Here is a 20,609-nt window from a genome sequence, read left to right as displayed (position 1 = left end):
GACAACGTCAAAAGATCGCAGCCTTCGGCAGCTCCTACGCCGATTCAATACAGACGTTGTGGTGCAAGGCCACTGGCCATTAAGCTTCAATTCAGACTGCCGTGATATTTCATCAGCCTGTCTTGAACCCGAGCCCACTTGAATGCGCCGACTTGCCCGTCCCAAACCCCTGATTCTCATGTTCCTGGCGATTGCGCTGATCGTGCTGGTTGCGTTCGGCCAATACCTGCGCCTGTTCGAGCGCGCCTGGTTCAACCTGTACACGCTTTGGCAACCGGAAAGTGCGCAATCTATCGGCCTGGATCGTTATCAGGTCACGCTCGAGGCACGCGTCATCGAAGGCCTGGACGACGATGTGTCCGCGCTGACGTTCGATCCGGTGCGCAAGAGCCTGTTCACGGTCACCAACAAAAACTCCGAACTGATTGAATTGTCCCTGGACGGCCGGATCATCCGGCGCGTGGCGCTGGTCGGCTTCGGCGATCCGGAGGCGGTGGAGTTCATCAGTGCCGACACTTACGTGGTCACCGACGAGCGTACGCAGCGACTGATCAAGATTCACCTGGAAAAGGACACGACCTTTCTCGACGCGCAAGATGCCGAACAGATCTCCCTGGGCGTGCACATGAGCAGCAACAAGGGTTTTGAGGGGTTGGCCTATGACTCGGTGGGCAAGCGCCTGTTCGTGGCCAAGGAGCGCGACCCGATGCTGATCTACGAAGTGCAGGGCTTCCCGCATTACAACCCGGAAAAATCCTATGCGGTACACGTGGTCAACAACCCCAAGCGCGATGCCGGGATGTTCGTGCGGGACCTGTCGAGCCTGCAGTACGACGAGCGCAGCGGACACTTGCTGGCGTTGTCCGACGAGTCGCGGCTGATTCTGGAACTGGACGTGGATGGGCGACCGCTGAGCACCATGTCATTGAGCAAGGGGCGCCAGGGGTTGCAAAAAACGGTGCCGCAAGCGGAAGGGATTGCGATGGATGACGACGGCACGATGTACCTGGTGAGCGAGCCGAACCTGTTCTACGTCTTCAAGAAACCACAACCCTGAAGCTCAAACACGCCCCCTGTAGGAGCTGGCTTGCCAGCGAAGAAGCCATCACATTCAACATCACTGTTGGCGGTGACACCGCTTTCGCCCTTGTAGGAGCTGGCTTGCCAGCGAAGAGGCCATCACATTCAACATCACTGTTGGCGGTGACACCGCTTTCGCCCTTGTAGGAGCTGGCTTGCCAGCGAAGAGGCCATCACATTCAACATCATTGTTGGCGGTGACACCGCTTTCGCCCTTGTAGGAGCTGGCTTGCCAGCGAAGAGGTCATGGCATTCAACATCGATGTTGAATGTTACGCCGCCTTCGCTGGCAAGCCAGCTCCTACAGGGGGTTTGCGTACGGCTTACCTGGCGCGCAGGGTTTTGACGCCTTCGCTGGTACCCAGCAGCAACAGATCCGCCGGACGTGCCGCGAACAACCCATTGGTGACCACGCCAACGATGGCGTTGATCTGCGTCTCCAGCTCCACCGGGTTGGTGATCTGCATGTTGAACACGTCGAGGATGATATTGCCGTTATCGGTCAACACACCTTCACGGTAAACCGGGTCGCCGCCCAGCTTCACCAGCTCGCGGGCCACGTGGCTGCGGGCCATCGGGATCACTTCCACCGGCAGCGGGAACGCGCCGAGCACCGGCACCAGCTTGCTGGCGTCGGCAATGCAGATGAAGGTCTTGGCCACGGCCGCGACGATCTTCTCGCGGGTCAGGGCTGCACCGCCGCCCTTGATCAGGTTCAGGTGCTCATCGCTTTCATCGGCGCCGTCGACGTAGAACTCCAGGTCGCTGACCGTGTTCAATTCATACACCGGAATGCCATGGCCCTTGAGGCGCGCGGCAGTGGCTTCGGAGCTGGCGACCGCGCCGTCGAACGCGCCTTTGTGCCGGGCCAGGGCGTCGATGAAGCAGTTGGCGGTGGAGCCGGTGCCGACCCCGACAATGCTCTTGTCGTCGAGTTTCGGGAGGATGAAGTCGACGGCGGCCTGAGCCACTGCCTGTTTGAGTTGATCCTGGGTCATGCGGGCTCCGAGGTGCCGAAGGGGAACGAAAGGCCGGCATTATAGGCTTCGGGGCGGGGAAGGTCATTGCCCGATTGGCAGCTCGAATGCGCATACCTGCACTCCCGACAATTGTAGGAGCGAGCTTGCTCGCGATGCTCGTGAACGATAACGCGTAAAACCGGATACCCAGCGGCGCCCCTGGGTTTTTCGCGAGCAAGCTTCGCTCCTGCAGGTACCGAGTACTTCCGGTGCCTTAAAAACCACCTGTTTAGTGTGGTCGTCCGCCCGAAAGCCGGGTTAGACTCCTTGACCCTGCCCAACCCGCTCAGTGATGCTTTCCGATGCTCGAACAGTACGTCAAGAAGATCCTCACCTCGCGCGTTTATGACGTTGCCGTAGAAACCCCTTTGCAGACTGCCCGCCAGCTTTCCGAGCGGCTGGGCAACAATATCTGGCTCAAGCGCGAAGACTTGCAGCCGGTGTTCTCGTTCAAGATTCGCGGCGCTTATAACAAGCTCACCCAGCTTTCCGATGAGGAACGCGCCCGCGGCGTCGTGACCGCTTCGGCGGGCAACCACGCGCAAGGCCTGGCCCTGGCGGCCAAGGTGCTGGGTGTGAAAGCCACGATCGTCATGCCCAAGACCACGCCGGAAATCAAAGTCGAAGGCGTGCGCTCCCGTGGCGGCAAAGTCGTGCTGCACGGCGATTCGTTCCCGGAAGCCCTGGCTTACTCGCTGAAACTGGTCGATGAAAAAGGCTACGTCTACATTCACCCCTATGACGATCCCCATACCATTGCCGGGCAGGGCACGGTGGCGATGGAGATTCTGCGTCAGCACCCGGGGCGCCTGGATGCGATTTTCGTTCCGGTAGGCGGGGGCGGGCTGATTGCCGGGATCGCCGCGTATGTGAAATACCTGCGTCCTGAAATCAAGATCATCGGCGTCGAACCCGACGATTCCAACTGCCTGCAAGCCGCCATGGCCGCCGGCGAGCGGGTGGTGCTGCCGACCGTGGGCCTTTTCGCCGACGGCGTTGCGGTGGCGCAGATCGGCCAGCACACCTTCGATATCTGCAAGGACCATGTCGATGCGGTGATCACCGTCAGCACCGACGAGATCTGCGCGGCGATCAAGGATATCTACGACGATACCCGCTCGATCACTGAACCTGCCGGCGCCTTGGGCGTCGCCGGGATCAAGAAGTACGTCGAGCAACATGGCATCACCGGGCATACGTTCGTCGCCATCGACTCCGGGGCCAACGTCAACTTTGACCGCCTGCGCCACGTCGCCGAACGTGCCGAGCTGGGCGAGGGCCGCGAGGCCATCATCGCCGTGACCATCCCCGAGAGGCCGGGCAGTTTCAAGGCGTTCTGCGAAGCCATCGGCAAACGCCAGATCACCGAGTTCAACTACCGCTACAACACCGGCAGCGAAGCCCATATCTTCGTCGGCGTGCAGACGCACCCGGAAAACGATCCGCGCAGCGCGCTGCTTGCCAGCCTGACCGAGCAGGGTTTCCCGGTAATCGACCTGACCGACAACGAACTGGCCAAGTTGCATATCCGCCATATGGTCGGCGGGCGTGCGGCGCATGTCGTCGATGAATTGGTGCTGCGCTTTGAATTCCCGGAGCGGCCCGGTGCGCTGTTCAACTTCCTCAACAAGCTCGGCGGGCGCTGGAACATCTCGATGTTCCACTACCGCAACCACGGAGCGGCCGATGGCCGTGTGGTCGCCGGGCTGCAAGTACCCCATGACGAACGTCATCTGGTGCCGGCGGCACTGGAAGAAATCGGCTACCCATACTGGGATGAAAGCGACAATCCGGCCTATCAGCTGTTTCTCGGCTGAGGGGCTACGCTGATGGCCAGCCTACAAGGAATCGAGCAATGGAAACGTTAACCGCCCTGAAAGTGGCGCACATCGTGGCAACGGTGCTGCTGTTGATCAGCGCACTGGGGCTGGCGGTCTGGGTCTGGCGTGCGCGGGGCAACGGTGATGCGACGGCCCACACTCGCACGTTGCAGCGACCGGGGGTGTTTATCTGGGTGTTGATGGGGCTGGCATTGCTGAGCATGCCGTTCACCGGGTGGTGGATGGTGCATCTGGTGGGCTGGCCGTTGGGGCAGACCTGGTTGCTGGCTTCGAGTGTGCTTTACACCGTGGCGGCGCTGGGTTGGTTCTGGGTGGTGGTGCGGCTTAACAAGGTGCGCAAGGGGGCGGGAGGCAGCGGCAAGTTCACCTTCGCCCTGGCACTGTTCAGCTTCGTCTGTTTTATCGCCATTGCGGGGTTGATGGGCGCCAAGCCAGTGTAGGCGCGAGCTTGCTCGCGAAAAACTCAAGGTCGCCGCGGGGAGTCAGTTGCCCCGCGTTATCGTTAACGACCATCGCTGGCAAGCCAGCTCCTACATGTAATGCGTAGTGCCGAAATTTGGTGTTCAACGCAAAACCCTGTAGGAGCTGGCTTGCCAGCGAAGGCGTCATCAGCCGCGCAGACTCATTACCGGCCACCCACGCTTCTCGGCCTCAGCACGCAAATTCGGGTCCGGATCGACAGCGATCGGATTCGCCACCTGCTCCAGCAACGACAAATCATTCATCGAGTCGCTGTAGAAGTAACTGTCTTCCAGCGAATGCCCGGTCTCTTCCAGCCAGCGATTCAGCCGCGTCACCTTGCCTTCACGGAAGCACGGGACGTCGGTGCTGCGCCCGGTGTAACGGCCATCAACCATTTCACATTCCGTGGCGATCAAGGTGTCGACACCGAGTCGCTGGGCAATCGGTCCGGTGACGAAGCGGTTGGTGGCGGTGATGATCACCAGTTTGTCGCCGGCCTCGCGGTGCTTTGCCAACAGTTCGATGGCCTTGGGCAACACGATCGGTTCGATGCAATCGCGCATGTAATCCAGGTGCCATTCGTCAAGCGTGGCCATCTCCGTGCGACCGAGGACTTCGAGGCAAAAGTTCAGGTACGCATCGTTGTCCAGCTTGCCGGCCAGGTAATCCTGATAAAACTCGTCGTTGCGTGCCTTGTAGGCGACGGCGTCGAGGAAGCCGCGCTCGCACAGGTAATCGCCCCAGGCGTGGTCACTGTCACCGCCCAGAAGCGTGTTGTCCAAGTCGAATAAAGCCAGGCGCATTGCAGTTACTCGCTGAAAAGTCTGTAGAAAGGCGTCCAGAATACGTACTTTTCACAAGAGTGCACATAAGGTAGGCCGGCTCGTTGCTGCTTTCACAACCTTTGTGGAACAATGCGGCGACATGCGTTTGCGAGGTTGTTGCCGTGATCGACCCCGATGGTTTTCGCCCCAATGTCGGGATCATTCTCACGAATGATGCCGGCCAGGTGCTATGGGCTCGCCGTATCAATCAGGATGCCTGGCAGTTTCCGCAGGGGGGAATCAACCCCCAAGAGACCCCGGAAGACGCCTTGTACCGCGAGTTGAACGAAGAAGTGGGCCTGGAACGCGAAGATGTTGAAATACTCGCCTGCACTCGGGGCTGGTTGCGCTATCGTTTGCCGCAACGTCTGGTCAGGACGCACAGCCAGCCGCTGTGCATCGGCCAGAAACAGAAATGGTTTCTCCTGCGCCTGATCTCCAACGAGCAGCGGGTGCGGATGGATTTGACCGGTAAACCGGAATTCGATGGCTGGCGCTGGGTCAGTTATTGGTATCCGTTGGGCCAGGTGGTGACATTCAAGCGCGAGGTGTATCGACGCGCTCTCAAAGAGCTTGCCCCGCGCCTTTTAACGCGCGACTGACGACGGAGTTCGACCCCGAGCCATGCTCAATACGCTGCGCAAGATCGTCCAGGAAGTTAACTCCGCCAAGGATCTCAAGGCGGCGTTGGGGATTATTGTGTTGCGCGTCAAAGAGGCCATGGGCAGCCAGGTCTGTTCGGTCTATCTGCTCGACCCCGAGACCAACCGCTTCGTGCTGATGGCCACCGAGGGCTTGAACAAGCGCTCGATCGGCAAAGTCAGCATGGCGCCCAACGAAGGTCTGGTCGGTCTGGTCGGCACGCGTGAAGAACCCCTGAACCTGGAAAACGCCGCGGATCACCCGCGCTATCGCTACTTCGCCGAGACCGGTGAAGAGCGCTTTGCCTCGTTCCTCGGGGCGCCGATCATTCACCACCGCCGCGTCGTCGGCGTGTTGGTCATCCAGCAAAAGGAACGCCGCCAGTTCGATGAGGGAGAAGAAGCCTTCCTCGTCACCATGAGCGCGCAGCTCGCCGGCGTTATCGCCCACGCCGAGGCAACCGGTTCGATCCGTGGCCTGGGGCGTCAGGGCAAGGGCATCCAGGAAGCAAAGTTCGTCGGTGTGCCGGGTTCGCCGGGTGCGGCGGTCGGTACCGCGGTGGTCATGTTGCCGCCGGCCGATCTGGATGTAGTGCCCGACAAGACCATCACTGACATCACCGCCGAACTCGGGCTGTTCAAGACCGCCATCGAAGGCGTGCGCGCCGACATGCGCGCCTTGTCGGCCAAGCTCGCGAACCAGTTGCGCCCGGAAGAGCGCGCGCTGTTCGACGTCTACCTGATGATGCTCGACGATGCCTCGCTCGGCAGCGAAATTACCACCGTGATCAAGACCGGCCAGTGGGCCCAGGGCGCGTTGCGCCAAGTGGTCACCGAGCACGTCAACCGCTTCGAATTGATGGACGACGCCTACCTGCGTGAACGTGCCTCCGACGTCAAGGATCTCGGTCGGCGCTTGCTGGCTTACCTGCAGGAAGAACGCCAGCAGACCCTGGTCTACCCCGACAACAGCATTCTGATCAGCGAAGAACTGACGCCGGCGATGCTCGGCGAGGTGCCGGAAGGCAAGCTGGTCGGCCTGGTCTCGGTACTCGGTTCCGGCAACTCCCACGTGGCGATCCTCGCGCGCGCCATGGGCATCCCGACGGTGATGGGCCTGGTCGACCTGCCGTATTCCAAGGTCGACGGCATCCAGATGATCGTCGACGGCTATCACGGCGAGGTCTACACCAACCCCAGCGAACTGCTGCGCAAGCAGTTCGCCGAAGTGGTCGAGGAAGAGAAGCAACTGGCCCTCGGGCTGGATGCGCTGCGGGATTTGCCGTGCATCACCCTTGACGGCCACCGCATGCCGCTGTGGGTCAACACCGGCCTGCTGGCGGACGTGGCCCGGGCGCAGAAGCGTGGCGCTGAAGGTGTCGGTCTGTACCGCACCGAAGTGCCGTTCATGATCAACCAGCGTTTTCCCAGCGAAAAAGAGCAACTGGCGATCTATCGCGAGCAACTCGCCGCGTTTCACCCGCAGCCGGTGACCATGCGCAGCCTGGACATCGGTGGCGACAAGTCGCTGTCGTACTTCCCGATCAAGGAAGACAACCCGTTCCTCGGCTGGCGCGGCATTCGCGTCACCCTCGATCACCCGGAAATCTTCCTGGTCCAGACCCGCGCGATGCTCAAGGCCAGCGAAGGCCTGAACAACCTGCGGATTCTGCTGCCGATGATCTCCGGCATCCACGAGCTGGAAGAAGCCCTGCACCTGATCCACCGGGCCTGGGGTGAAGTGCGTGATGAAGGCTGCGATGTGCCGATGCCACCGATCGGCGTGATGATCGAAATTCCGGCAGCGGTTTATCAGACCAAGGAACTGGCGCGGCAAGTGGACTTCCTGTCAGTCGGCTCCAACGACCTGACCCAGTACCTGCTGGCCGTGGACCGCAACAACCCGCGAGTGGCCGACCTCTACGACTACCTGCACCCGGCAGTACTGCAAGCGCTGCAGAACGTGGTGCGCGATGCCCATGCCGAAGGCAAGCCGGTGAGCATCTGCGGCGAAATGGCCGGTGATCCGGCAGCGGCGGTGCTATTGATGGCGATGGGTTTCGACAGCCTGTCGATGAACGCCACCAACCTGCCGAAAGTGAAATGGATGCTGCGTCAGATCAATCTGAGCAAGGCCAAGGAATTGCTGGCGGAGTTGATGACCATCGACAACCCGCAAGTGATCCACAGCTCGCTGCAGCTGGCGTTGAAGAACCTTGGGTTGGCGCGGATGATCAATCCGGCTTCGGCCAAAACCCTCTAAACCTGTACTGGCCCCTTCGCGAGCAAGCCCGCTCCCACAGTAGATCTCCAGCGCACACAGGCTTTGTGTACTACGCAGATCCAATGTGGGAGCGGGCTTGCTCGCGAAGGCGTCAGTCCCGGCGACGCCAATCTAAACCCTGATCTCCACTTCCCCCAAATGCCCGCCATACGGCCCGAAACTCCGCTCGACCATATGCCGCGTCCCATCCGCATGCACAATCAACGCCGTGCTCGCCCGCGTCCCGTAAGTCGGGCTGGCAATGAACACGCTTGACAGCAACGCCTCGGTGGCCAACCCCACCCCGGTATCCGGCAACTCGGCAAACGGAGCCGGTTGCGCATTGTTCAACAACGCCAACAGCGCCTCAGGCTGCGGATCGTCCAGCACCTGGCTCAATGCTGCGCGCGCCTTGAGCAATTTCGGCCACGGCGTATCCAGGCCGGCGTTCGACAAGCCATAAACTCCCGCTGGCAGCATCACCGCCTCAGCCGCCCGGGCATTGAAGTGCCACAGCTCGTTGGCGTTGCCGATCAGCAAGTTAAATCCGGCATATTCGAGGGAACGTGCAACAACGTCGCTCAAATAGTCATCAATGGGCATTTCCCCGGCGAGAAATCGCGCTACCAGTTCACCCCTCGATTTTCGCGCGGGCGGTTGATGCGGATTGCGAATATTGGTCAGCGCAGCGAAGCGTCCATCGGCACCGACACCCAGCCAGGTGCCGCCGGCCTCCAGATCTCGACCGGCATAAACTTGCGGCGATTCCGGCCATTGCGCCAGCGGCAGGCTGGGGCGGGCGTAGAATTCGTCACGGTTGGCGGCGACGATCAGCGGCTGCGCGTGGCCGGGCTGCCAGGCAAAGACAATCAGGCACATAAGGAGGTCCTTGGGGTTTTTTTGCCCACTCTACGCAGTCATCGTGCGGGTATCCATCGCCATCCAGTGGAGCTTGAGGCCATGCATCCGTTACCATGCCGCTCCTATTTTTGGGAAGCGGGCGGGGACGGCCATGGAATTTCTACTGTACCTGGCGCTGGGCGCCTGTGCAGGCGTGCTGGCCGGGCTGTTCGGGGTGGGGGGCGGAATCATCATCGTCCCGGTACTGGTGTTCAGTTTCACCTTGCAGGGCTTCGATGCATCAATTCTGACCCACCTGGCGGTCGGCACTTCGCTGGCGACGATCATCTTTACCTCGATCAATGCCATCCGCGAGCATCATCGCCGGGGCGCCGTGCGCTGGCCGATTTTTGCCTGGATGACCGTCGGTATTCTCATCGGCGCCGGTTTCGGTGCGCTGACCGCCGAAGCGATCTCCGGGCCGAACCTGCAGAAAATCATCGGCGTATTTGCGCTGATCATCGCGGTTCAGCTGGCATTGGATGTCAAGCCAAAAGCCAGCCGCACGGTGCCGGGCAAGGTCGGTCTGACCGTGGCCGGCAGTGTGATTGGCTGGGCTTCGGCGATTTTCGGGATTGGCGGCGGCTCGTTGACCGTGCCGTTCCTGACCTGGCGCAGCGTGCCGATGCAGCAAGCGGTGGCGACATCTTCCGCCTGCGGGCTGCCGATCGCGTTGGCCAGTGCATTAAGTTTCATGATTCTGGGGTGGCACGATCCGTTGTTGCCGGCCCATAGTCTCGGTTTTATTTATTTGCCGGCGTTGCTGGGGATCGCCCTGACCAGCATGGTGTTCGCCCGCCTCGGTGCTCGACTGGCCCATAGCCTGTCGCCGCGCTTGCTGAAAAGACTGTTCGCCGCTTTGCTGTTTTGCGTAGGCCTGAGTTTCCTGCTCTGACCCGCGCCGCAATGCTGGCTTAATCCTGGCGTGACAGCGTCCCCGGGAATTTTGAAGGTTTCAACTCTAACGAGGAGTCGCAATGCTGCCTTACCCGCAGATCGACCCGGTGGCCCTGGCCATCGGTCCGCTGAAAATCCACTGGTACGGCCTGATGTACCTGATCGGCATCGGCGGCGCGTGGTGGCTGGCGTCCCGCCGGCTGAACCGCTTCGACCCGACCTGGAGCAAGGAGAAGCTCTCCGACATGGTGTTCTGGATGTCGATGGGCGTCATTGTCGGCGGCCGCCTGGGTTATGTGCTGTTCTACGATCTGAACGCATACCTGGCCAACCCGACGCTGATCTTCGAGGTGTGGAAAGGCGGCATGTCGTTCCACGGCGGCTTCATCGGCGTGATGCTGGCGGCGTTGTGGTTCGGTAAAAAGAACGGCAAGTCGTTCTTCCAGCTGATGGACTTCGTCGCACCGATGGTGCCGATCGGCCTGGGTGCCGGGCGTATCGGCAACTTCATCAATGCCGAGTTGTGGGGCAAGGCGACCGACGTGCCGTGGGCAATGGTCTTTCCGACCGACCCGGCGCAACTGGCGCGCCACCCGTCGCAGCTGTATCAGTTCGCGCTCGAAGGCGTGGCGTTGTTCGCGATCCTCTGGCTGTTCTCGCGCAAGCCGCGGCCGACCATGGCGGTGTCCGGGATGTTCGCGCTGTTCTATGGCATCTTCCGCTTCATCGTCGAATTCGTTCGGGTTCCGGACGCGCAGCTGGGCTATCTGGCCTGGAACTGGCTGACCATGGGCCAGGTACTGTGCATACCGATGATTGTCGGCGGCCTGTTCCTGATCTGGCTGGCCTATCATCGCGCGCCGGCGGCCCCCGCGGCCGCTGTATAAATTCGAACCCCGGGGTGACGACCCCGGGTTCAAGGACACAGGTAACTCATGAAGCAATATCTCGATCTGGTCGCCCACGTCATCAAGAACGGCACCAAACAGGCCAACCGTACCGGCGTGAACACCATCAGTTTTCCCGGTGCGATGCTGCGTTATGACCTGAAAGAAGGTTTCCCGGCGATCACTACCCGCAAGATGGCCTTCAAATCGGCCATTGGCGAGATGTGCGGTTTTCTGCGCGGGGTGAACAACGCCGCCGAATTTCGAGCCCTGGGCTGCAAGGTCTGGGACCAGAACGCCAACGAAAACGCCCAGTGGCTGGCTAACCCGTTCCGCCAGGGCGAAGACGACCTCGGCGAGATCTATGGCGTGCAATGGCGAAAATGGCCGGCGTACAAGCAGATCCCGGTCAGCAACCAGGCCGCTATCGAGCAGACCCTGAGCCAAGGCTATCGCCAGATCGCCGAAGGCGAAGAAGAGGGCCAGGCGTACGTGGTGCTGTACAAGGCGATCGACCAGATCCGCCAATGCGTCGACACCATCATCAAGGACCCGGGCAGCCGCCGCATCTTGTTCCACGGCTGGAACGTCGCCCAGCTCGATGAGATGGCCCTGCCGCCGTGCCATTTGCTGTATCAGTTCCATCCGAATGTCGAGACCAGAGAGATCTCCCTGACCCTCTACATTCGCTCGAACGACCTGGGCCTGGGCACACCGTTCAACCTCACCGAAGGTGCCGCGCTGCTGAGCCTGATCGGTCGCCTGACCGGTTACACGCCGCGCTGGTTCACCTATTTCATCGGCGACGCCCACGTCTACGAAAACCACCTGGACATGCTGAATGAGCAGCTCAAGCGCGAGCCGTTCCCGATGCCGAAACTGGTGATCAGTGATCGTGTGCCGGAATTTGCCAAGACCGGTGTGTATCAGCCGCAATGGCTGGAATTGATCGAGCCGGGCGATTTCTCGCTGGAAGGCTACGAACACCATGCGCCGATGACGGCGCCGATGGCGGTCTAAGCAGGCACCGCTTCGCGGTGTTCGCTGGCAAGCCAGCTCCTACAGGTCACCGAACCATGTAGGAGCTGGCTTGCCAGCGAAGAGGGAGTGTCAGTCGACGGAAATGTTGTCTGACACTCCCTCTTCGCGAGCAAGCCCCACATTTTATCTGTGGCGTGTTTAGTGGCCGTGACTACGGCCCACATGGGAATGCTCCGTCTCCGTCGCCACGACCCCGCCACTCACCTCCAACCGCTGCAATATCCCGCACTGATCAATATCCGGCCCCTCGCCGCAGCGTTGGCGCAGGTCGATCAATTGTGTCTGCAACGCCAGCAACCCATCGATCCGCGCCTTGACGTGATGGATGTGTTCATCGATCAGCGCATTCACGCTTTCGCATTGATCCTGCGGGCTGTCGCGCAAGGCCAGCAGGCTGCGAATTTCTTCCAGCGTCATGTCGAGGGTGCGGCAGTTGCGGATGAAAGTCAGGCGCTCGGCATGGGCCTGGGTGTAGACGCGGTAGTTGCCGTCGCTGCGGGCCGGTTCCGGCAGCAGGTTTTCCCGCTCGTAGTAGCGGATGGTTTCCACGGCGCAGTCGGTGAGTCTGGCCAGTTCTCCAATCTTCATCGCGACAATCTCCAAAAGGATGCTTGACCCTATAGTGGCTACAGGGTCTTTACTTGGCAACAGGCACCTTCATGGACGTGACCAATGAGCGATTCCCTGCATACCCACAAACCCGATGCCGCAGACGATTGCTGCAGCAGCAAACTCAAGCCCGTTCCTCAACATGTGCATGGCGCTCATGGTGATACCTGCTGTTCGTCTACAGCAGCGGCGCCTGCGCTGGTCCAGTTGAGCGAAGCGCCAAGTGCCGATGCGCGGGTGAACAGTTTCCGTATCGATGCAATGGACTGTCCGACCGAACAGACGCTGATCCAGAACAAACTGGGCAAGCTGGCGGGTGTGCAACAGCTTGAATTCAACCTGATCAACCGCGTGTTGGGGGTGACCCACAACCTGGCGAGCACCGCGCCGATCATCGACGCGATCAAGTCCCTTGGCATGCAGGCCGAGCCGCTGGAGCCGGGCGTTGAAGCGCCGGCGCCGGCTGCCGGGAAAAAGCCCTGGTGGCCGCTGGCGCTGTCCGGCGTCAGCGCGGTGGCTGCCGAGGTTATCCACTTCACCAGTGCCGCGCCCGATTGGGTCGTGGCGATCATCGCGCTGGTCTCGATCCTCAGTGGCGGCCTCGGTACCTATAAGAAGGGCTGGATTGCCCTGAAAAACCTCAACCTGAACATCAACGCGCTGATGAGCATCGCGGTGACAGGCGCAATCCTGATCGGTCAGTGGCCGGAAGCGGCGATGGTGATGTTCCTGTTCACCGTGGCCGAACTGATCGAAGCCAGGTCGCTGGACCGGGCACGCAATGCCATTGGCGGCCTGATGCAGATGACCCCGGAACAGGTCACGGTGCAGTTGGCCGACGGCAGCTGGGTTGCGCAGGACGTCAAAATCGTTGAGCTGGGGGCACGGGTACGCGTGCGGCCGGGTGAGCGGATTGGATTGGACGGTGAAGTCGTTGCAGGCACTTCCACCATCGATCAGGCACCGATCACCGGCGAAAGCCTGCCGATCGAGAAGGCTTTGGGCGATAAAGTCTTCGCCGGTACCATCAACCAGGCGGGGTCCCTGGAATACACCGTGACCGCCGCGGCCAACAACTCGACCCTGGCACGCATCATCCACGCCGTCGAGCAGGCCCAGGGCGCGCGGGCGCCCACCCAGCGTTTCGTGGACCGGTTCTCGAAAATCTACACACCGGCAGTGTTCGTCCTGGCCATCGCGGTGGCCGTGATTCCGCCGCTGTTCATGGAGGCGCTGTGGTTCGACTGGATCTACCGCGCGCTGGTGTTACTGGTGGTCGCCTGCCCCTGTGCACTGGTGATTTCCACGCCGGTGACCATCGTCAGCGGCCTGGCGGCGGCGGCGCGCAAAGGGATTCTGGTCAAGGGCGGCGTGTATCTGGAGGGCGGTTACAAACTTGATTATCTGGCCCTGGACAAGACCGGTACCCTGACTCACGGCAAACCGGTGCAGACCGATTATGTGTCCCTCGATCCGACGGCAGTTGAATCGGCCCCTGCCATTGCCGCGGCGCTGGCCGGCCGCTCGGATCACCCGGTGTCGGTGGCCATCGCCAATGCAGCTGTGGATAAACACGCTGCGACCTTGGTTGTGGATAACTTCGAGGCACTCGGCGGGCGGGGTGTGCGCGGCGAAATCAACGGCCAGACCTACCACCTGGGCAACCACCGCCTGGTGGAAGATCTGGGCCTGTGCTCGCCAGCGCTGGAAGAGCAGCTGTTCGCTCTGGAAAAACAGGGCAAGTCCGTGGTGCTGTTGCTCGACGCATCCGGCCCCCTGGCACTGTTCGCCGTGGCCGACACGGTGAAAGAGTCCAGCCGCGAGGCTATCCAGCAATTGCACGACCTGGGCATCAAAACCCTGATGCTCACCGGCGACAACGTGCACACCGCCCAGGCTATTGCAACGCAAGTCGGTATCGATCAGGCGCAAGGCGATCTGCTGCCGACCGACAAGCTGCAAGCCATCGAAGCACTTTATGCACAGGGCCACAGAGTCGGCATGGTCGGCGACGGCATCAATGACGCTCCGGCACTCGCTCGGGCCGAGATCGGTTTTGCCATGGCCGCCGCGGGGACCGATACCGCCATCGAGACCGCCGATGTCGCCCTGATGGACGACGATCTGCGCAAGATTCCAGCCTTCATTCGATTGTCGCGGCAGACCTCCAGCATCCTGAAACAGAACATCGCGCTGGCATTGGTGATCAAGGCGATCTTTCTTGGAGTAACCTTCGCCGGGATCGCCAGCATGTGGATGGCGGTGTTTGCCGACATGGGCGTGAGCCTGTTGGTGGTGTTCAACGGTTTGCGCCTGTTGCGCAAATAAATAATGAGGGAAGGCAGTGCTGAGTGCCGAGCTGAAGGCGTTTTACATGGTTGCCCGCCTGGGCAGCATAACCCTGGCGGCGAAAAAGCTTGGCCTTAGCCAGCCGACGGTGACGACCCAGATCCGCCACCTGGAAAGTCAGTACTCGGTAGAACTGTTCTACCGCGGCGGGCGCCGCCTCAGCGTCAGCGATGAAGGTGCGCGGCTGCTGCCGATGGTCAAGGCGCTGTTGCAGCAAGAAGCCGACATCGAATTCTTCCTGCGCAACAGCGGCCAGGTGCAGGGCACGTTGCGCATCGCCGCCACGGCACCGTATTACATCCTCGATCTGGTGAAAACGTTCCGCGAGCGTCTGCCGCAGGTGGAAGTCTCGGTGGAAATCGGCAATTCCCAGCAGGTGCTCGAGGCGCTTGAAGATTATCGGGTGGATGTCGCGGCGTCATCGCAGTTGCTCGATGATGCGCGGCTGATTCGCCGGGTGCTCGGTAGCGACCCGCTGGTATTGGCGGTGCATCGCCATCATCCGCTGGCGGTTCACGATCATGTGCCGCTGACGGCGTTGGCCGGGCATACCCTGTTGATGCGGGAATCGGGCTCGACCACCCGGCGATTGACCGAGGAGTTGCTGACCAGCGCCGGCGTGAGTTTCGGCCCGCTGCTGGAAATCGGCAGCCGTGAGTCGATTCGCGAGGCCGTGTTGCGCAACATCGGGATCAGCATCATTGCCCGGCAGGAAGTGCCCCATGATCCGCAGTTGCGGGTGTTGACCATCGAGAATGCGCCGCAGATTCCTGAGTATTTGTATTGCCTCAAGGAAAGGAAAGGGGCGCGGTTGCCGGCGGCGTTTTTGGGGTTGGCGCAGGAAATGGCGCCAGTCTGAAATCTTCAGTGCCTGCACTGGCCTCTTCGCTGGCAAGCCCGCTCCTACAGGTTATCGCGTCCCCCTGTAGGCGCTGGCTTGCCAGCGAAGGCGCCGGAACAGACACCACATGACCTGAGCCCTGAACCCAAATCCCCGAATACCACTATCAGCCATTTTTGCCTCACTGCCACATGACGTTCGCATTACATCCCTAGGATGGCCTTCATCTGCTTGATGAGGCCTGTCCATGAACCACTCGATCGCAACTGCCCTGACCAACCCCGGCGCCCCGATGAAAGTGCGCGGCGTGCAGAAACGCTTCGGCGCCTTCACTGCGCTGGATAACGTGTCCCTGGACGTGGCCGCAGGGGAGCTGGTGTGTCTGCTCGGTCCGTCGGGCTGCGGCAAAACCACCTTGCTGCGCTGCATCGCCGGCCTTGAGCAGCAAGACAGCGGCGAGCTGTACCTCGGCGATCGCGACGTGTCCCGCCTGGCGCCTCAGGCCCGGGACTACGGCATTCTGTTTCAGTCCTACGCGTTGTTCCCCAATCTCACCGTCGAGGCGAACATTGCCTACGGCCTCGCCGGCAGCGGTCGCGATGAAGTGCGCAAGCGTGTCGGCCAGATGCTGGAATTGGTCGGCCTGATCGGCAGTGAGAAAAAATACCCCGGCCAGTTGTCCGGCGGCCAGCAGCAACGGGTGGCACTGGCCCGGGCCTTGGCTCCGGCACCGTCCCTGTTGTTGCTGGATGAACCGATGTCGGCACTGGACGCCCGGGTCCGCGAGCATCTGTGCACCGAATTGCGCCAGTTGCAGCGCAGCCTTGGCATCACCACCCTGATGGTTACCCACAATCAGGACGAAGCCATGCTGATGGCCGACCGCATCGCCGTGATGAACAACGGCAAGGTCGAGCAGTACGCCACGCCTCAGGAAATCTACGATCGCCCGGCGACGCCGTTTGTCGCGGAGTTTGTCGGCCAGGGCAACTGGCTGCCGTTCAGCCGCAGCAGCGACAGCCATGCGCAGGTCGGCGGGATGAACCTGCGTTTGGCCGAAGGCAGCGCAAAAGCGGCCTCGGGTCGTCTGTTCTGCCGCCCGGAAGCGATCAACATCAACCCGCCGGTGCATGAAGAAAACCTGTTCCCGGCCAAGGTTCGCGAGATCACCTTCCTCGGCAACCGTTGCCGCATGAGCTTCGAACTCGATCAACTGCCAGGTCATGCATTGCTGGCGGAACTGGCGCCGGAAGCCATGCCGCGTCTGGGTGCGCAGCAGATCATGGTCGCCTTGCCTCCGCGCAGCCTGCAGGTGTTTGCCTGATGAGCGCGAACATCGCGCTGCCGATGCCGCACAAACAGGTTCGGCAGGCCTCCCGTGCCGAGATCGGCGACCGGGTATTCGTGGTCGGCGGCAAAGTCCTTTTGCTGGGGTTGCTCGGCGTCGCGGTGTTGATGCCGTTGCTGGCGATCTTCTGGCGCGGGTTCAGCTCGGAAGCCGGGCAGGGCGGTGGCCTGGTCGCCGCTCGAGAGTTGGTGACCAGTGCCAATTTCCACTGGTTGCTGGGTAATAGCTTGAAGGTTTCCCTCAGTGTCGCGGCGATTGTCGTACCCCTGGCTTACCTGTTTGCCTACGCCTTGCAACGCACATTGATTCCGGGCAAAGGTATCTGGCGTGGCATGTCGTTGTTGCCATTGATGGCGCCGTCGATGCTGCCGGGGATTGCGCTGGTTTATCTGTTCGGCAACCAGGGCATGTTGCGCGGTTTGCTGTCGGACAACATCTACGGCTTCTGGGGCATTGTGCTGGGTGAGGTGATCTACACCTTCCCACACGCATTGATGATTTTGCTGTCGGCCCTGTCCCTGGCGGATGCGCGCCTGTTCGACGCCGCGTCCAGCATGGGCGCCAGTCCGGCCAAAGCCTTCCGCAGCATCACCTGGCCGGCGACGCGTCAGGCGGTGTTCGCAGCGTTCTGTCTGGTGTTCACCCTGACCATCACCGACTTCGGCGTGCCCGTGGTGGTGGGCGGGGACTATCAGGTGCTGGCACTGGAAGCCTACAAGGCCGTGGTCGGTCAGCAACAATTCGGTCGCGGCGCGTTGATTGGCATGGTGCTGCTGTTGCCGGCGCTGTTCAGCTTCGGGGTCGATGCGTGGTTGCGTCGACGTCACGGCGACTCCATGAGTGGTCGTGCACAGGTGTTCAAGCCTGCGCCATCGAAGCTGCGCGACGGTTGCTACCTGGCCATCGTGGTCCTGATCTGCGCAGTATTGCTGTTGGTGTTCGGCATGGCGGTGTTCTCGTCGCTGGTCAAATTCTGGCCGTACAACCTGTCGCTGTCGCTTAACCATTACCAGTTCAACGACACGGCCGGCGGTGGCTGGCTGGCCTATGGCAACAGCGTGAAAATGGCATTGTGCACGGCGTTGATCGGCAGTGTGCTGATCTTCACCGGCGCGTACCTGATGGAAAAAACCAAGGGCCAGCGCGGGCTGAATCTGGCACTGCGCATGCTCAGTTTTGTCCCGATGGCCGTGCCAGGCCTGGTGCTGGGCCTGGGTTACGTCTTCTTTTTCAACCTCACCGGCAACCCGTTGCATGTGCTCTACGGGACCATGACCCTGCTGGTGGTCTGCACCATTGCGCACTATCTGACCACTGCGCAAATGACCGCCACCACCGCGTTGCGTCAGCTCGACGCCGAGTTCGAAGCCGCCGCGCTGTCGCTCAAGGCTCCGCTGTATCGGCACTACCTGCGCGTCACGGTGCCGATTTGCCTGCCGGCGCTGCTGGACATCGTGCGCTACCTCTTCGTCTCGGCCATGACCACCGTCTCGGCGGCGATCTTCCTCTACAGCCCCGACACCATCCTCGCCGCGGTGGCAGTGCTGAACATGGATGACGCCGGCAACGTCGGCGGCGCGGCGGCCATGTCGACCCTGATTCTGTTCACCTCGGCGGGCGTGTCCCTGCTGCTGGCCTGGGCTTCGCGCGGTTTGCTGCGCCGCTCCCAGGCCTGGCGGCAAACCGCGCCCGGCCATTGATTCATACCTTCAACTCATACAGGAATTGCATCATGTTCAAGCCTTTGGCCCTGGCCGCTGCTGTCCTCACCGCTTTCAGCCTGAACGCCTTCGCGGCGACAACCGAGTTGACGGTGTACACCGCCCTCGAAGCCGAACAACTGAAGACCTACAAACAAGCCTTCGAAAAAGCCAACCCGGACGTCGAGATCAAGTGGGTGCGCGATTCCACCGGCATCATCACCGCCAAACTGCTGGCCGAAAAAGCCCGTCCGCAGGCTGACGCGGTCTGGGGCCTGGCGGCGTCGAGCCTGGCGATTCTCGATCAGCAAGGCATGCTGCAAAGTTATGCGCCGAAGGACCTGGGCAAGATTGGCGTCAACTACCGCGATGCCGCCAACCCACCGGCCTGGGTCGGCATGGACGTGTGGGCGGCCACCATTTGCTTCAACACTATCGAAGCTGAAAAGCAGGGTCTGAGCAAACCGGTGAGCTGGCAGGACCTGACCAAGCCTGAGTACAAAGGCAAGATCGTCATGCCCAATCCGGCGTCGTCCGGCACCGGTTTTCTCGACGTCAGTGCCTGGTTGCAGACCTTCGGCGAGAAGCAGGGCTGGCAGTACATGGACGACCTGCACCAGAACATCGGCCAGTACGTTCATTCCGGCTCCAAACCTTGCAAACTGGCGGCTTCGGGTGAATTCCCGATCGGTATTTCGTTCGAATATCCGGCCGTTCAGCTGAAGCGCCAGGGCGCGCCGCTGGACATTATCCTGCCGAAAGAGGGCCTGGGCTGGGAGATCGAAGCCACTGCAGTGATTAAGGGTACGCCGCATGAAGAGGCGGCGAAAAAGCTGGCGGACTTCTCTGCCAGTCCGGCGGCGATGGAGCTTTATAAAGAAAACTTCGCGGTCCTCGCCCAGCCGGGTATTGCCAAGCCGCAGACTGAATTGCCGGCGGATTATGAGCAACGTTTGATCAAGAACGACTTTGCCTGGGCGTCGAAGAATCGCGATGAAATCCTGGCTGAGTGGCGCAAGCGGTATGACGGCAAGTCGGAGAAAGTGGCTGCCAAATAAAGTCTTTATTGGCTGACAGGGCCTCTTCGCTGGCAAGCCAGCTCCTACAGGGGGAGCGCATTCCAACTGTGGGAGCGAGCTTGCTCGCGATGGCGGTCTATAGTTCAAAACGACATTTACGTCATAGGGAGACATCTGATGCGCCGCAACGAACAAGTGGTTGCCAAGGTGTTCGAGCTGTACGAGCGTTTCGGCGCCGATGACTACATCGGCGAACCGGTGTCGCAGATCGAGCACATGTCCCAGGCGGCCGAACGGGCCATGGCCGAAGGCTTTGATGACGAAGTGGTACTGGCGGCGTTCTTTCATGATATTGGCCATATCTGTCCCGCCGAGAATGCCGAAAATATGGGTGGTTTCGGCGTAGTCAGCCATGAACGCCTCGGTGCGGACTACCTGCGCCGCGCAGGCTTCAGCGAACGCATGGCGCGGCTGGTGGAATACCACGTCCAGGCCAAGCGTTATCTGACGCTCAAAGAGCCCGGGTACTACGAGCGCTTGAGCGAAGCCAGTCGCCGGACCCTGGAATATCAGGGTGGGGTGATGACTGCGGCCGAGGCTTTAGCCTTCGAGCAGGATCCGTTGTGCGAGGTCAGTCTGCGGATGCGTCAGTGGGATGAGCAGGCGAAGGAGATGTTGGTGCCGGTTATAGATCTGGATGTATTGAAGGAGAAGGCGTTGCGGCTATTGGCCGAGTAGGGCAGCGGGACCGAGGTGCGGCCTTCGCGAGCAAGCCCGCTCCCACATTTGTTCTGCGGTGAACACAGCATTTGTGAACACCCGAGATCAAATGTGGGAGCGGGCTTGCTCGCGAAGGGGCCAGTTTCGACAACGCAGAAAATAGCTCAG

At 61.0% G+C, this 20,609-nt stretch carries 18 protein-coding genes and 1 pseudogene; 14 read left to right on the top strand and 5 right to left on the bottom strand.

What is annotated here, in order from left to right; translation table 11 throughout:
* Positions 1 to 142 precede the first annotated feature (142 nt).
* Positions 143 to 1,057: an SdiA-regulated domain-containing protein gene (locus ELQ88_RS33400; protein ID WP_138969425.1), complete on the top strand. Its 915-nt coding sequence runs from the start codon at positions 143 to 145 to the stop codon at positions 1,055 to 1,057.
* A 346-nt stretch (positions 1,058 to 1,403) separates the two neighbouring features.
* On the opposite strand, the gene rpiA is transcribed toward ELQ88_RS33400, so the two are convergent.
* Positions 1,404 to 2,078: a ribose-5-phosphate isomerase RpiA gene (rpiA, locus tag ELQ88_RS33395; protein WP_128873652.1), complete on the bottom strand. Its 675-nt coding sequence runs from the start codon at positions 2,076 to 2,078 to the stop codon at positions 1,404 to 1,406.
* Positions 2,079 to 2,401: 323 nt separating this feature from the next.
* Here rpiA and ilvA point away from each other — a divergent pair, with 323 nt between their 5' ends.
* Together ilvA and ELQ88_RS33380 are read left to right on the top strand one after the other, a co-directional pair.
* Positions 2,402 to 3,916 carry a threonine ammonia-lyase, biosynthetic gene (gene ilvA, locus ELQ88_RS33385; protein ID WP_138969424.1) on the top strand — a complete coding sequence of 505 codons (1,515 nt, stop codon included), beginning with the start codon at positions 2,402 to 2,404 and terminating at the stop codon, positions 3,914 to 3,916.
* 38 nt (positions 3,917 to 3,954) lie between these two features.
* Positions 3,955 to 4,380 carry a DUF2269 domain-containing protein gene (locus ELQ88_RS33380; protein WP_128873650.1) on the top strand — a complete coding sequence of 142 codons (426 nt, stop codon included), beginning with the start codon at positions 3,955 to 3,957 and terminating at the stop codon, positions 4,378 to 4,380.
* Here the strand turns inward: ELQ88_RS33380 and ELQ88_RS34940 are convergent.
* A pseudogene (locus tag ELQ88_RS34940) lies at positions 4,376 to 4,453 on the bottom strand (outer membrane lipoprotein carrier protein LolA); the annotation flags it as partial. The gene ELQ88_RS33380 and the pseudogene ELQ88_RS34940 overlap by 5 nt on opposite strands.
* 95 nt (positions 4,454 to 4,548) lie before the next feature.
* Positions 4,549 to 5,205 (bottom strand): HAD family hydrolase, encoded by a 657-nt coding sequence (locus tag ELQ88_RS33370; protein WP_138969422.1) that lies wholly within the window; start codon positions 5,203 to 5,205, stop codon positions 4,549 to 4,551.
* 143 nt (positions 5,206 to 5,348) lie between these two features.
* Between ELQ88_RS33370 and ELQ88_RS33365 the strand changes: the two genes are divergently transcribed.
* Together ELQ88_RS33365 and ptsP are read left to right on the top strand one after the other, a co-directional pair.
* Positions 5,349 to 5,828, top strand: a complete 480-nt coding sequence (locus ELQ88_RS33365; RefSeq protein ID WP_007945562.1) for an RNA pyrophosphohydrolase — start codon at positions 5,349 to 5,351, stop codon at positions 5,826 to 5,828.
* A 22-nt stretch (positions 5,829 to 5,850) separates the two neighbouring features.
* Positions 5,851 to 8,130 (top strand): phosphoenolpyruvate--protein phosphotransferase, encoded by a 2,280-nt coding sequence (ptsP, locus tag ELQ88_RS33360; protein ID WP_128873648.1) that lies wholly within the window; start codon positions 5,851 to 5,853, stop codon positions 8,128 to 8,130.
* Between the two features lie 132 nt (positions 8,131 to 8,262).
* Here the strand turns inward: ptsP and ELQ88_RS33355 are convergent, their stop codons facing one another.
* Positions 8,263 to 9,009 carry an NRDE family protein gene (locus tag ELQ88_RS33355; RefSeq protein ID WP_138969421.1) on the bottom strand — a complete coding sequence of 249 codons (747 nt, stop codon included), beginning with the start codon at positions 9,007 to 9,009 and terminating at the stop codon, positions 8,263 to 8,265.
* Positions 9,010 to 9,142: 133 nt separating this feature from the next.
* Between ELQ88_RS33355 and ELQ88_RS33350 the strand changes: the two genes are divergently transcribed.
* From ELQ88_RS33350 to ELQ88_RS33340, 3 genes are all read left to right on the top strand, one after another.
* Positions 9,143 to 9,925, top strand: coding sequence for a sulfite exporter TauE/SafE family protein (locus ELQ88_RS33350; RefSeq protein WP_128873646.1), 783 nt, complete (start codon positions 9,143 to 9,145; stop codon positions 9,923 to 9,925).
* An 82-nt stretch (positions 9,926 to 10,007) separates the two neighbouring features.
* The gene (gene lgt / locus ELQ88_RS33345; protein WP_128873645.1) at positions 10,008 to 10,814 is read left to right on the top strand and encodes a prolipoprotein diacylglyceryl transferase; all 807 of its coding nucleotides are present in this window, start codon (positions 10,008 to 10,010) and stop codon (positions 10,812 to 10,814) included.
* 48 nt (positions 10,815 to 10,862) lie between these two features.
* On the top strand, positions 10,863 to 11,834 hold the full coding sequence (locus tag ELQ88_RS33340; RefSeq protein ID WP_138969420.1) for a thymidylate synthase: 972 nt from the start codon (positions 10,863 to 10,865) through the stop codon (positions 11,832 to 11,834).
* 159 nt (positions 11,835 to 11,993) lie between these two features.
* On the opposite strand, the gene cadR is transcribed toward ELQ88_RS33340, so the two are convergent.
* Entirely contained in the window at positions 11,994 to 12,443 is a 450-nt protein-coding gene (gene cadR / locus ELQ88_RS33330; RefSeq protein ID WP_128873569.1) for a Cd(II)/Pb(II)-responsive transcriptional regulator, read from the bottom strand.
* 84 nt (positions 12,444 to 12,527) lie between these two features.
* Here cadR and ELQ88_RS33325 point away from each other — a divergent pair, with 84 nt between their 5' ends.
* The 6 genes from ELQ88_RS33325 to ELQ88_RS33300 all read left to right on the top strand — a co-directional run bounded on the left by ELQ88_RS33325 (position 12,528) and on the right by ELQ88_RS33300 (position 20,459).
* Positions 12,528 to 14,792 (top strand): heavy metal translocating P-type ATPase, encoded by a 2,265-nt coding sequence (locus ELQ88_RS33325; protein ID WP_138969419.1) that lies wholly within the window; start codon positions 12,528 to 12,530, stop codon positions 14,790 to 14,792.
* A 16-nt stretch (positions 14,793 to 14,808) separates the two neighbouring features.
* Entirely contained in the window at positions 14,809 to 15,672 is an 864-nt protein-coding gene (locus ELQ88_RS33320) for a LysR family transcriptional regulator (protein WP_138969418.1), read from the top strand.
* A 229-nt stretch (positions 15,673 to 15,901) separates the two neighbouring features.
* The gene (locus tag ELQ88_RS33315) at positions 15,902 to 16,978 is read left to right on the top strand and encodes a putative 2-aminoethylphosphonate ABC transporter ATP-binding protein (protein ID WP_138969417.1); all 1,077 of its coding nucleotides are present in this window, start codon (positions 15,902 to 15,904) and stop codon (positions 16,976 to 16,978) included.
* Positions 16,978 to 18,702 (top strand): putative 2-aminoethylphosphonate ABC transporter permease subunit, encoded by a 1,725-nt coding sequence (locus tag ELQ88_RS33310; protein ID WP_128873565.1) that lies wholly within the window; start codon positions 16,978 to 16,980, stop codon positions 18,700 to 18,702. The genes ELQ88_RS33315 and ELQ88_RS33310 overlap by 1 nt, the downstream gene beginning before the upstream one ends.
* A gap of 32 nt (positions 18,703 to 18,734) precedes the next feature.
* Positions 18,735 to 19,760, top strand: a complete 1,026-nt coding sequence (locus tag ELQ88_RS33305) for a putative 2-aminoethylphosphonate ABC transporter substrate-binding protein (RefSeq protein ID WP_128873564.1) — start codon at positions 18,735 to 18,737, stop codon at positions 19,758 to 19,760.
* A 138-nt stretch (positions 19,761 to 19,898) separates the two neighbouring features.
* A complete protein-coding gene (locus ELQ88_RS33300; protein ID WP_128873563.1) occupies positions 19,899 to 20,459 on the top strand; it encodes a phosphonate degradation HD-domain oxygenase in 561 nt (186 codons plus the stop codon).
* The last annotated feature ends 150 nt before the right edge of the window (positions 20,460 to 20,609 follow it).

The sequence above is a fragment of the Pseudomonas sp. MPC6 genome (assembly GCF_006094435.1).
GTDB lineage: Bacteria > Pseudomonadota > Gammaproteobacteria > Pseudomonadales > Pseudomonadaceae > Aquipseudomonas.
The sequence above is the reverse complement of the archived record's forward strand: the minus strand, read 5'-3'. Positions and strand labels throughout refer to the sequence as shown.

Excerpts from the sequence above, each read along its gene's own strand:
- ELQ88_RS33400 (WP_138969425.1), top strand. The coding sequence starts at position 143 with ATGCGCCGACTTGCCCGTCCCAAACCCCTGATTCTCATGTTCCTGGCG.
- rpiA (WP_128873652.1), bottom strand. The coding sequence starts at position 2,078 with ATGACCCAGGATCAACTCAAACAGGCAGTGGCTCAGGCCGCCGTCGAC.
- ilvA (WP_138969424.1), top strand. The coding sequence starts at position 2,402 with ATGCTCGAACAGTACGTCAAGAAGATCCTCACCTCGCGCGTTTATGAC.
- ELQ88_RS33380 (WP_128873650.1), top strand. The coding sequence starts at position 3,955 with ATGGAAACGTTAACCGCCCTGAAAGTGGCGCACATCGTGGCAACGGTG.
- ELQ88_RS33370 (WP_138969422.1), bottom strand. The coding sequence starts at position 5,205 with ATGCGCCTGGCTTTATTCGACTTGGACAACACGCTTCTGGGCGGTGAC.
- ptsP (WP_128873648.1), top strand. The coding sequence starts at position 5,851 with ATGCTCAATACGCTGCGCAAGATCGTCCAGGAAGTTAACTCCGCCAAG.
- ELQ88_RS33355 (WP_138969421.1), bottom strand. The coding sequence starts at position 9,009 with ATGTGCCTGATTGTCTTTGCCTGGCAGCCCGGCCACGCGCAGCCGCTG.
- ELQ88_RS33350 (WP_128873646.1), top strand. The coding sequence starts at position 9,143 with ATGGAATTTCTACTGTACCTGGCGCTGGGCGCCTGTGCAGGCGTGCTG.
- lgt (WP_128873645.1), top strand. The coding sequence starts at position 10,008 with ATGCTGCCTTACCCGCAGATCGACCCGGTGGCCCTGGCCATCGGTCCG.
- ELQ88_RS33340 (WP_138969420.1), top strand. The coding sequence starts at position 10,863 with ATGAAGCAATATCTCGATCTGGTCGCCCACGTCATCAAGAACGGCACC.
- cadR (WP_128873569.1), bottom strand. The coding sequence starts at position 12,443 with ATGAAGATTGGAGAACTGGCCAGACTCACCGACTGCGCCGTGGAAACC.
- ELQ88_RS33325 (WP_138969419.1), top strand. The coding sequence starts at position 12,528 with ATGAGCGATTCCCTGCATACCCACAAACCCGATGCCGCAGACGATTGC.
- ELQ88_RS33315 (WP_138969417.1), top strand. The coding sequence starts at position 15,902 with ATGAACCACTCGATCGCAACTGCCCTGACCAACCCCGGCGCCCCGATG.
- ELQ88_RS33310 (WP_128873565.1), top strand. The coding sequence starts at position 16,978 with ATGAGCGCGAACATCGCGCTGCCGATGCCGCACAAACAGGTTCGGCAG.
- ELQ88_RS33305 (WP_128873564.1), top strand. The coding sequence starts at position 18,735 with ATGTTCAAGCCTTTGGCCCTGGCCGCTGCTGTCCTCACCGCTTTCAGC.
- ELQ88_RS33300 (WP_128873563.1), top strand. The coding sequence starts at position 19,899 with ATGCGCCGCAACGAACAAGTGGTTGCCAAGGTGTTCGAGCTGTACGAG.